Annotated in this window: 14 protein-coding genes; 7 read left to right on the forward strand and 7 right to left on the reverse strand. The window is 66.0% G+C overall.

All coding sequences use genetic code 11. The annotated features are described in order from the left end of the window. Positions 1-2 precede the first annotated feature (2 nt). Both BEMPMBAN_RS13090 and BEMPMBAN_RS13095 read right to left on the reverse strand, forming a co-directional pair. On the reverse strand, positions 3-875 hold the full coding sequence (locus BEMPMBAN_RS13090) for an SDR family oxidoreductase (protein WP_159230811.1): 873 nt from the start codon (positions 873-875) through the stop codon (positions 3-5). Positions 876-988: 113 nt separating this feature from the next. Further along, positions 989-1447 (reverse strand): SRPBCC family protein, encoded by a 459-nt coding sequence (locus tag BEMPMBAN_RS13095; protein ID WP_159230812.1) that lies wholly within the window; start codon positions 1445-1447, stop codon positions 989-991. Positions 1448-1520: 73 nt separating this feature from the next. Here BEMPMBAN_RS13095 and BEMPMBAN_RS13100 point away from each other — a divergent pair, with 73 nt between their 5' ends. Continuing rightward, positions 1521-1898: a MerR family transcriptional regulator gene (locus tag BEMPMBAN_RS13100; RefSeq protein WP_159230813.1), complete on the forward strand. Its 378-nt coding sequence runs from the start codon at positions 1521-1523 to the stop codon at positions 1896-1898. Between the two features lie 71 nt (positions 1899-1969). Here BEMPMBAN_RS13100 and BEMPMBAN_RS13105 read toward each other — a convergent pair whose 3' ends face one another. Then, positions 1970-2917, reverse strand: coding sequence for a helix-turn-helix transcriptional regulator (locus tag BEMPMBAN_RS13105; RefSeq protein ID WP_159230814.1), 948 nt, complete (start codon positions 2915-2917; stop codon positions 1970-1972). 63 nt (positions 2918-2980) lie between these two features. Here BEMPMBAN_RS13105 and BEMPMBAN_RS13110 point away from each other — a divergent pair, with 63 nt between their 5' ends. Beyond that, complete coding sequence (locus BEMPMBAN_RS13110; RefSeq protein WP_234897439.1) at positions 2981-3625, forward strand: TIGR03086 family metal-binding protein; 645 nt, start codon at positions 2981-2983, stop codon at positions 3623-3625. Between the two features lie 140 nt (positions 3626-3765). On the opposite strand, the gene BEMPMBAN_RS13115 is transcribed toward BEMPMBAN_RS13110, so the two are convergent. Both BEMPMBAN_RS13115 and BEMPMBAN_RS13120 read right to left on the reverse strand, forming a co-directional pair. Beyond that, positions 3766-4317: a YaeQ family protein gene (locus tag BEMPMBAN_RS13115; protein ID WP_159230816.1), complete on the reverse strand. Its 552-nt coding sequence runs from the start codon at positions 4315-4317 to the stop codon at positions 3766-3768. A gap of 211 nt (positions 4318-4528) precedes the next feature. Then, positions 4529-5086 carry a TetR/AcrR family transcriptional regulator gene (locus BEMPMBAN_RS13120; protein WP_159230817.1) on the reverse strand — a complete coding sequence of 186 codons (558 nt, stop codon included), beginning with the start codon at positions 5084-5086 and terminating at the stop codon, positions 4529-4531. Between the two features lie 113 nt (positions 5087-5199). On the opposite strand from BEMPMBAN_RS13120, the gene BEMPMBAN_RS13125 reads away from it, so the two are divergent. Beyond that, positions 5200-6195 carry a zinc-dependent alcohol dehydrogenase family protein gene (locus tag BEMPMBAN_RS13125; protein WP_159230818.1) on the forward strand — a complete coding sequence of 332 codons (996 nt, stop codon included), beginning with the start codon at positions 5200-5202 and terminating at the stop codon, positions 6193-6195. Positions 6196-6342: 147 nt separating this feature from the next. On the opposite strand, the gene BEMPMBAN_RS13130 is transcribed toward BEMPMBAN_RS13125, so the two are convergent. Together BEMPMBAN_RS13130 and BEMPMBAN_RS13135 are read right to left on the reverse strand one after the other, a co-directional pair. After that, entirely contained in the window at positions 6343-6492 is a 150-nt protein-coding gene (locus BEMPMBAN_RS13130; protein ID WP_200845966.1) for a PIN domain-containing protein, read from the reverse strand. 62 nt (positions 6493-6554) lie between these two features. Then, the gene (locus tag BEMPMBAN_RS13135; protein WP_200845967.1) at positions 6555-6719 is read right to left on the reverse strand and encodes a PIN domain-containing protein; all 165 of its coding nucleotides are present in this window, start codon (positions 6717-6719) and stop codon (positions 6555-6557) included. A gap of 175 nt (positions 6720-6894) precedes the next feature. Here BEMPMBAN_RS13135 and BEMPMBAN_RS13140 point away from each other — a divergent pair, with 175 nt between their 5' ends. The 4 genes from BEMPMBAN_RS13140 to BEMPMBAN_RS13155 all read left to right on the forward strand — a co-directional run bounded on the left by BEMPMBAN_RS13140 (position 6895) and on the right by BEMPMBAN_RS13155 (position 8768). Then, positions 6895-7293 carry a nuclear transport factor 2 family protein gene (locus BEMPMBAN_RS13140; RefSeq protein ID WP_159230819.1) on the forward strand — a complete coding sequence of 133 codons (399 nt, stop codon included), beginning with the start codon at positions 6895-6897 and terminating at the stop codon, positions 7291-7293. 20 nt (positions 7294-7313) lie between these two features. Next, positions 7314-8006, forward strand: a complete 693-nt coding sequence (locus tag BEMPMBAN_RS13145; RefSeq protein ID WP_200845968.1) for a helix-turn-helix transcriptional regulator — start codon at positions 7314-7316, stop codon at positions 8004-8006. A 227-nt stretch (positions 8007-8233) separates the two neighbouring features. Next, entirely contained in the window at positions 8234-8467 is a 234-nt protein-coding gene (locus tag BEMPMBAN_RS13150) for a hypothetical protein (protein WP_159230820.1), read from the forward strand. Then, a complete protein-coding gene (locus BEMPMBAN_RS13155) occupies positions 8457-8768 on the forward strand; it encodes a type II toxin-antitoxin system PemK/MazF family toxin (RefSeq protein WP_159230821.1) in 312 nt (103 codons plus the stop codon). The genes BEMPMBAN_RS13150 and BEMPMBAN_RS13155 overlap by 11 nt, the downstream gene beginning before the upstream one ends. The last annotated feature ends 188 nt before the right edge of the window (positions 8769-8956 follow it).

An 8956-nucleotide genomic window follows, 5' to 3' on the forward strand; every position in this document is an offset into this window, starting at 1 on the left:
TCCTAGATCGGACGTACTGAAGCGGCGACGTCGGTGAAGTCGGCGCTGCGAGCCAGCTCAGCCCACCGGCTCACCCCATCCAGACCACGCTGGTAGGTGGCTGTGAGCCGCTCGACGGCCTCGGCGCCGAGCGGCAGCCGCAGCGGCACGTCCTCGGAATGGGCCAGGGAGACAACGATCTGCGCGGCCTTCACCGGGTCGCCTTCCTGGTTGCCGTCCGCTGTGGCCATGTCGGCTCGCACATCGGTCAAACCCTCCCGGTAGGTGGGTGAGATGGCGGTGAAGTCGAGGACGTCCGCGGCGTTGAACGTGGTGCGGAACCGGCTGGGTTCCACCAGCATCACACGAATCCCGAACGGCGCGACCTCGCCGGCGAGGGCCTCAGACCATCCCTCCAACGCGAACTTCGACGCCGAGTAGGTCGAGACACCGGGGAACGACATCCGGCCGCCCTGGCTGCTCATCTGCACGATCGTCCCGCCCCCCTGGGCCCGCATGATCGGTAATGCTGCACGAACGAGGGCGGCGGGACCGAATAGGTGCAGGTCCATCAGGTCGCGCAGTTGCGCGTCGGTGACTTCCTCGGCGGCGCCGACGATGGCTCGCCCCGCGTTGTTCACCAGGACGTCGAGTCGGCCGTAACGGTCGACAGTGGCCTGAACGAGGCTGGCGGCGTTGGTGGTGTCTCGGACGTCGAACTGGACGCTTGTGACGCGGTCGCCGAAGGTGGTGTTCAGGTCGGCCACGGCGTCAGGATTACGGACCGCGGCCACGACGTGATCGCCCGCGGCAAGGGCAGCCTCGGCCATTGCACGTCCGAGTCCGTTCGAGGCTCCGGTGATGATCCACGTCTGTGCTGCCGTCGGTGTTGTCATGGCCGTGACGGTAGAAGTTCGAGCGCGCTCGAACGCAAGCTCGACCCCAGCAGTGGACCGTGCATCGTTGACGACCGCCGGTGAAGAAGTGCTGAGGCGGATCTGGTGAGGCGCTACGGTGCTTTGCCTTCGAGGTGCCGCTTGAGGCGACCCAGGCCCCTTTCCGCACGTCGACGCATCAGTTGCCCGGCCACGGGCAGCAGGAGATGTCGAGTCAGCGCGCCATCGCTTCGGCTGCACATACGCCAACGGACCTCGCACGCGTCCGGGCCCACGTCGCGGAACTCGATCTCCATGCGCGGCAGTAGGAATGGCAGGTCACCCTCGGTGACCAGCCGTCGTGACGCCTCGACCTCCACCACCTGGATCAGCACCTGCCGGTTACCGCGTAGAGGTACTGCCACAGTCTCCGAGTAGGTTTTTCCGACAGTCGCGAACGACAACTCGTCCTGCCCGACGATTGCGATCACGCCGGGAAACCAGTCGCCGAAGTTCTCGAGGTCAGCCGCGTAGGCAAACGCCTGTATCCGGGAACAGTCGACGATGACGGCGGAACTGGCCAACTGGTACATACGACTCCTCACGACTGGGATCGACGAACGTTAAGCTATAGACGTAGGTCTATAGTCAAGGCCGGGATACCCGATGAAGATCAGCGAACTGGAAGCGCGCACCGGCGTCGGCCGCCACGCCCTCCGCTATTACGAGCGCCGTGGCCTGCTCGGCGAGATTCCCCGCAGCGATGGCAACAACTATCGCGAGTATCCGGATTCCCTGGTCGACGAGGTGAAGCTGTTACGCAGCATGCAGGCGATGGGTTTCTCGTTGAGCGAGCTCCGGGAGGTCCTCGACGGGGTGCGCGCCAGCGACATCAACTGCGCGGACGGCGCCCGACTGCTGGCCGACAAACGCGCGCGGGTCGACGAGCAGATCAGCGGCCTCCGTGAAGTCAGTCGCCGGTTGGGCCGCGAACAGAAACGCTTGGAAGCCAGCGCACGCCGCCGCGGCATCCCACTCGGGTAGTACTCGACAGAGGCTCCAGGGTTCGCCGGTGCACATCTGCACGTCCACCGTTCCGGTCCGGGCCACCCCGCTCAGCTGTACCGCGCTACAAGCGCGCCGCCGATCGCGGCGAGATGGTCGCGTACGCCCTGCGGGCCGGTGACTTCGAGCCATTCGGTGAGCCAGGCAAGTTCGCCGGCCAGGGCGTACTCGTCGTGGCCGCGGATCACGATGTCGATCCGGCCGTCCGGCGTGGAACCGCCAACTTCGAGGCGACCCCCGAGCACCCTCCGGAGCAGGCCGAGACCGTCGGGAGCGCAGATGGCCCGGGCCTCGAGAGGGGTGCGTCTTCGGTCCACCTCGTCGGCGATCTCGCGCCAGCTCTCAGCAAGGTCGAATCCCTGGGGCCGTTGGACGGGGTCCTCGGTCAACTCGACTGATGACACACGGTCGATCCGGAAGGACCGTCGACCGGTCTCCGTATGGGAGAGCAGGTACCACGTCGGCCCCTTGGCGACGACGCCCAGCGGGTGGACGGTCCGCTCGGTCTCCGAGCCCTTGCGGTCGACGTAGCCGAGCCGCACCTGGACGCCGCGGATCACCGCCTCTTGAAGTTCGTCGAGAAACCGGGGCGGTTGGGGCTCGAGCCGGCTGGATCCCCAGTGTCGCGGGTCCACGACGACTGATGTCGCGGCTCTCGCGGCCTGCTCCCGGAAGGGCTCAGGAAGCGCGCGTACGAGCTTGCGCAGAGCGGCCTTCGCGTCCGGGGTTGCCGTCGAAGCGGGCCCGGCTACCAGAAAGAGGGCGCGAGCCTCGCTCGCGGTCAGGCCGGAAAGGTCGGTGCGAGCGCCGCCCAGCAGGCGCCAGCCGCCCCCTCTGCCTTGCATGGAGTACACCGGCACCCCGGCGATGCTCAACGCTTCGAGGTCGCGGCGGGCGGTGCGCTCGGACACCTCCAGCTCCAGGGCGACCTCCGATGCGGTGACCTGCTCGCGCTGCTGGAGCAGCAGGAGGATGGCTATCAGCCGGTCAGCTCGCACCCAACCACACTCCCATATCAAACCGGCCAGCAGATGACCGGTTTGAGTCGGCACAATGCCGTCATGACCACACAGACCAGTGTCACCACGGACCACCTCAACGATCCCAGGCCAATGCTCGACCGCGCCATCGCCACCGGTGGGTTCGTCGTCGCCGGCGTCCGGCCAGAGCAACTGACGGACCCCACGCCGTGCACAGACATGGACGTGCGAGCACTGCTCGCCCACCTCATCGGCGTGCTGAACCGAGTTGCTGCGCTCGGCAACGGCGAAAATCCCTTCGCAGTCTCCGAAACCACTGTCCCGGACGACCGCTGGTCCGATGCGTGGAGGCAGTCGGGGAGACGAGCCTTGGATGCCTGGAGCGAAGACGCCGTGCTCGAACGACCCATGGCACTGCCGTGGATCGAAGGCAGCGGCGCCCAGGTACTGGCGTCCTACTTCTCCGAGCTGACCGTCCACACGTGGGACCTTGCGACGGCGACCGGTCAGCAGCCCGACTGGGACGTCACGGTCGTCACCGCGGCGCTCGGAGCAGCCCGCCAGATGCTCCCGGCCGAGAACCGCCGAGCGCTCTATGCGGAGATCTCGGCCGCGAGGGGGCTCGAAGAGGTCACCGTCCCGTTCGCGGAGGCTGTCCCGATCTCCGACGACGCCCCCGCCATCGACCGCCTCGTTGCCTGGAATGGCCGGGATCCGCGCCGCTGATCCTGACGGTACGGACAGATGCGGCTCGACGTCGTGGCTGTCCGGCGGGGCGGTCGGACGTCCAAACCCGTTGGGCCACATGCTATTGGTCTTGGCACGGTCTATTCGGGGGAGAGGCGAGGCGGGAGCACCCCAGACGTTCACTCCAATGGCTCGGGCGTGAAGGTGACGTCGACTCCGCCAACGGTCATGGTCACCAGACCTTCCATCACCATCACCTGCGCCGAGACCCGTCGATCGACGGTCTGGGCCAGCTGCTGCACCGGCGGATGCGGTATCTGCACCACCGACAGGTTCGCCAACCGTCCCACTTTGGGTCTCACGGTGCGCCACCAGGTGGCCACGCCGGCGGCGAACGGGAACAGCAGTACCTGGTCAGCCTGGCTGGCCGCCTTGCTCAAGGCGCGTTCATCGGGCTGGCCAACGTTGATCCACTCCAGGATCCGGCCCGTGTAGTCCGCGAGCCGCAAGTCCGGTACGCCAGGGGTGGACAGGCCCGCCCCGAACGCCAACTCGCCGTCGACGTCGCTGAGCCGATGTGCGCGCAGCCCAAACGCCAACAACCGCACCACCATCCGCTCATCGGTCTCGCTGGGATGACGGGCCACGGTCAGCGTGTGATCGGCGTAGTAACCGTGATCGATATCGGAGACGCCAAGTTCGACTTTGAATACCGTTGCAGAAAGGGCCACGTCATAGTGTCCATCCTGGTGGCGTTCCCCGAGCAGTCAGGCCACTTCGAGCGGTCAGGGCGCCGCGCCAGCCGTCGGTTTGAGCGCCACCGATAGGCCCCAGCACGGTTCAGGATGGGAACGGCGACAAAGCGACTGCCCGTGTGGACACATCTGCCAGATGCTCCCGTTCCACGAACTTGTTCGCGGTGGGCGATTGCCGACGCGATGGTCAGAGGCTCTCGAGGAAGGCCTCAGCCGCGTCGTGGACCCGGTCGTGCTCACCGGTGGCCAGTAGGTCGAGCAGGAGCCCGCGGATCGTGGCGATCACCAGCGTCGCCCTCTGCGCGGCTGTCGCCGGGTCAACGTCGGGGCCTTGCACCTTGCACAGTGAGCCCATCCAGTCGGACACTACCTGCTCGAGGAACGCCGAGAACCGCTGTGGTGCTTGCAGAGCGCGCCCGTAGACCGCGAAGAACAGTCGAAACTCCGGGCCCCGATCCGGGTCGGATGTCCATTCCCAGGTCGAGCGCGCCGCTGCCGCCAGGTCGGGAGTGTCGGTGAGCATGTCACCGGTGGCCACCACGAGGCGCTCCCGCAGACGTTGCAGGACCGCCTGAAACATCTGCTCCTTCGTGCCGAAGTGATGCACGAGTGTGTTGGAGGTGACCCCGACGGCAGCAGCGACGGGGCGCCAGGTCAGCTCCGAGAACCCCTGCGTGACCGCGTAGTCGGTGATGGCGTCGAGCAGTTCGGCCCGTCGCCGGTGGTCTACCGGCCGTCCGGCCATCGAGTACCTCCTGGCGTGGTTGCGTATTCCTTGTGCGAGTGTATAACTAATAGGGCGACACGGCCCGCCGCCGTTGCGGAGGTTCGGCCAGACCAATCATGAAGGAGACAACCATGGCCCAAGTCGTAGTGTTCGACGAGTTCGGCGGTGCCGATGTCCTGCGGATCATCGACGAACCGATCAGCGAGCCGGGCGCGGCCGAACTGCGGGTGAAGGTCCAGGCCTTCGGAATCAATCGTCTCGACCAGATGATGCGCGCAGGGGAGTATCCCGCGCCGATCCGACTGCCCCACGCCCATCTCGGCGTTGAGGGGACCGGTACCGTCGACGCAGTCGGTCCAGGCGTTGAAGACTTCTCCATCGGAGACGACGTCATCATCACCGCCGTGCCCGACGCCGACACTCGCGGGACCTACGCCGAGTATGTGAACGTTCCGGCCAACCGAGTCATTGCGCGGCCCGACGCCCTCGACGCGGTCGGCGCCGCAGCGCTCTGGGTGTCGTACTCCACCGCCTACGGCGCTCTCGTCGAGAAGGCCTCGATGCGACCCGGCGACCATGTGTTGATCACCGCCGCCTCAAGCGGCCTGGGCCTGGCGGCCATTCAGATCGCCAACCAGATCGGCGCCATTCCACTGGCCGTCACGCGCAGCCCCGAGAAAACCGACGCACTACTGCGCGCGGGTGCGGCCACTGTAATCGGCCCCGACGCCACAGATGTCTCCGAGGCTGCCAGAACCCACACCGGCGGTGCGGGCGTGGACATCGTCGTCGACTCGGTGATGGGCCCCGGGCTTGCCCAGCTGGCCACCGCGGCGAAGATGGGGGGAACCCTGGTCACGGTGGGGTGGTTGGACCCACGACCGGCGTCCTTCCCGATGAATCCCCTCACGATCTACCGGTACGCGAGCTTTGAGCACACCCTCGATCCCGCCGCCGTTCGACGGATCGCCTCATTCCTGGACGCTGGGCTGCGCACGGGAGCACTGCGGCCCACCGTCGACCGGGTGTTTCCGTTCGCCGAGGTCGCCGATGCACACCGCCACCTCGAGCGGGGGGAGCAGATGGGCAAGGTCGTCGTCGCACATCCGTCGGCGTCGGCAGCATGAACGTCGTTGACCCTGTGATCTGCCGGCCCGATGAAGACATCTCAAAGGCGCTGGACGACAACTCATCAGGTGAAGGGCGCGCCCCGCGCACACTTGGAACTGGCGGTGGATCACCGGCGCAATGTCGGATTCGGCAGAGCCGCAGGGTCAAACGCTCAACGACCCCTCGTCCAGTTCGATCCCGATGACTCGGGCGACGCGGGATATGTCAGCGTCCCCGGCGAGCAGTGCCAGACCGCGACGGTCCGCCCACGCCGCAATCATGCAGTCGACCATCCCGCGAGGGGCGACGCCCACTTGTCGACACCGACGATAGATTCTCGTCGCGGCGTCGAAATCGGCGACTGGATCGAAGTGCGCTAAACCGAACCGCAGCAGCATGCGCCGGCCAACACCTCCATCAGCACCGGCTCGGTGAACATCAGCGGCCCATCGGTGGCGATCAACTCGGCAACCCGCTGGTCGGCTTTGCTGCCCGTGGCCCGGTCGTACTCAACCCACGCAGAGGTATCGGCCAGGATCACCCGCCGACGCCGGGCTCGGTATCGGCCGGAACCTCACCGATTGCGCGCGCACCCCGCATTGCCAGCGCCTCCTCGCGCGTCATCAGCTGGCCTGCCAGACGCAGGTTTTATGCACCTCGACTTGGACTTCGAACACCGACATACCGTTGTCGCGACGGTGCCGGACGCTGGTGGCATGAACAAGAACATGGTTGACACGACCTTGGTTGCTGCGGATGCGGCGCTCGCGGTGTGGTTGGAGATGTGGAACACGGATAGTGAGACCGCGCGTCGGATCTGTAGTGATGATTTCCGGATTCATTTCCTGATCTCCGAGACCGACGGGTCCAACCCGGGCGACGACGTGCTGGGCGCGCAGAGTTTCGCTCGGTTTCTGGAGGTGTATCGCAAGCGCCATCCGGATGTGGTGTTCACCGAGGTGGCGCGCGCCGTAGACGGCGCGCATGGGCGGATGCTGTGGAACATGCAGGCCGGGGATCTGGCTGCGGGCGGGATCGATGTCTTCGACTTCACCGACGATGGGCTGATCCGCGAGGTGTGGTCGGTGAACGGGACGCGCGCGCACCTCACCTGAGATCGGGGAGACTCACATTCATGAGGAGAGCCGAGCGGTTGTACGCGCTGGTCGATCTGCTGCGGGGATCACGCCGGCCGCTGTCAGCCGCTCGGCTCTCCGAGGAGTTCGACGTGTCCAAGCGCACTATTGAGCGTGACATCCAGTCGCTTCAGCTCGCCGGGGTCCCGATTTATGCCGACCATGGCGCGTCGGGCGGGTATTCGATCCTGCGGGAACACTCCCTGCCGCCGCTGAATCTCACGGTGCCGGAGTCGCTGGCGGTACTCGCGGGACTTGGCTTACTGGAGACCTCGCCGTATGGTTCGGCGGCGCGTCGGGCGCGGGCGAAGGTCCTGGCGATCAGCCGCGAGGATCAGCTCGCGCCAGTCGATGAGGCGTTGGCGTCGATGTTCGTCATCGACGCCCAGTCGCCGTCCGAGGCGGCGATCGCACTGATTCCCGAGGCGATCGCTGCCCGCCGGGTCGTACGGTTGGAATACACCGGAGAGGACGGCGAGACCCACACCACCCGTGACGTGGAGGCGATGGGTCTGCTGCGCGGAGGTGATGCGTGGCTGTTCGTGGGATGGTGTCGGCTGCGCGAAGGCATCCGAGGATTTCAACTCGACCGCATCCGGCACCTCGAGATCACCGGAGAGGTGTCTCCCGAACGCGATTCTGCGGTGCTGGACGCAGACCTGTCGCGGTGGAGCACTCGGCGGCTCGGGTGACACGCGACCCGACAGCCGCGGGGCGCCCAGGTTCGATGATGAGCCGTCAAGTCCGATGCGACACGGACAGCTTGATAGGCGAGACCCGTTGGGCAGCAATGTGATATCCAGTGGTCGAACGGTAGCCGAACGGTCTAGAGAGGGAGGGCACGGGTTTCGCAGTTATGTGAAAACTGCGCTCACGTGGAGCCCGGCAACCGTCTTACAAAACGTCGTACACTGTTGCCATGGCTCACACCATTACCTTCCGAACCGACGAAGACACATCGAAGGCGCTGGACGTACTGACCAGGGACGGTACGGCCGTGTCGGCAGCCGTTCGGTCTGCTCTTATCGATGCCGCACGACGGAAGGCCGGCGCGGCGATTCGTGCCGAGGCGGAAAGGCTCGCCGAAGACGCGTCTGATCGCGCTGAGGCCATCCAGGTGCTGCGCGATATGGAGACGCTACGTGCGTGGTGAGATCTTTCGGTTGCGTGCCGCGAGAGGGAGTCGCGGTCACGAGCAGGCCGGTTCCCGATACGCCGTAGCCGTCCAGTCTGATCAACTGCCGCTGTCCACCTGGCTGGTTGCGCCGACATCCACATCGGCTCGTGCTGCCAGCTTCCGACCAGAGGTCGAAGTCGGCGGAGTGAAAACGCGGGTGCTTGCTGAGCAGACCGCGGCGGTCGACCCGGGCCGGCTCGGCGAGAGCGTCGGGTCCCTAAGCTTCGACGAATTGCGCCGCGTCGATGCGGCCCTGCGTATCGTCCTCGATCTGTAATGCTGCGGCGCCAGCATCACCACCCGGGACGCCGAAAACAATGACCTCGAGTGCGGCAATGACCGTGACTGGTAACCCGCCATATTCGATCCCGCCGTATTCCTCCCGCTATGCAGCAATTGAATCGCGCTGAATACGACGGGGAGTTTCTATCCAACTCCTTAGTGAACTTGGGCGCCCCGGGTGTA

The sequence above is a fragment of the Mycolicibacterium austroafricanum genome (genome assembly GCF_902705885.1).
Lineage (GTDB): Bacteria > Actinomycetota > Actinomycetes > Mycobacteriales > Mycobacteriaceae > Mycobacterium > Mycobacterium vanbaalenii_A.

Excerpts from the sequence above, each read along its gene's own strand:
- BEMPMBAN_RS13145 (WP_200845968.1), top strand. The coding sequence starts at position 7,314 with ATGAGGAGAGCCGAGCGGTTGTACGCGCTGGTCGATCTGCTGCGGGGA.
- BEMPMBAN_RS13120 (WP_159230817.1), bottom strand. The coding sequence starts at position 5,086 with ATGGCCGGACGGCCGGTAGACCACCGGCGACGGGCCGAACTGCTCGAC.
- BEMPMBAN_RS13140 (WP_159230819.1), top strand. The coding sequence starts at position 6,895 with ATGAACAAGAACATGGTTGACACGACCTTGGTTGCTGCGGATGCGGCG.
- BEMPMBAN_RS13150 (WP_159230820.1), top strand. The coding sequence starts at position 8,234 with ATGGCTCACACCATTACCTTCCGAACCGACGAAGACACATCGAAGGCG.
- BEMPMBAN_RS13090 (WP_159230811.1), bottom strand. The coding sequence starts at position 875 with ATGACAACACCGACGGCAGCACAGACGTGGATCATCACCGGAGCCTCG.
- BEMPMBAN_RS13110 (WP_234897439.1), top strand. The coding sequence starts at position 2,981 with ATGACCACACAGACCAGTGTCACCACGGACCACCTCAACGATCCCAGG.
- BEMPMBAN_RS13125 (WP_159230818.1), top strand. The coding sequence starts at position 5,200 with ATGGCCCAAGTCGTAGTGTTCGACGAGTTCGGCGGTGCCGATGTCCTG.
- BEMPMBAN_RS13100 (WP_159230813.1), top strand. The coding sequence starts at position 1,521 with ATGAAGATCAGCGAACTGGAAGCGCGCACCGGCGTCGGCCGCCACGCC.
- BEMPMBAN_RS13095 (WP_159230812.1), bottom strand. The coding sequence starts at position 1,447 with ATGTACCAGTTGGCCAGTTCCGCCGTCATCGTCGACTGTTCCCGGATA.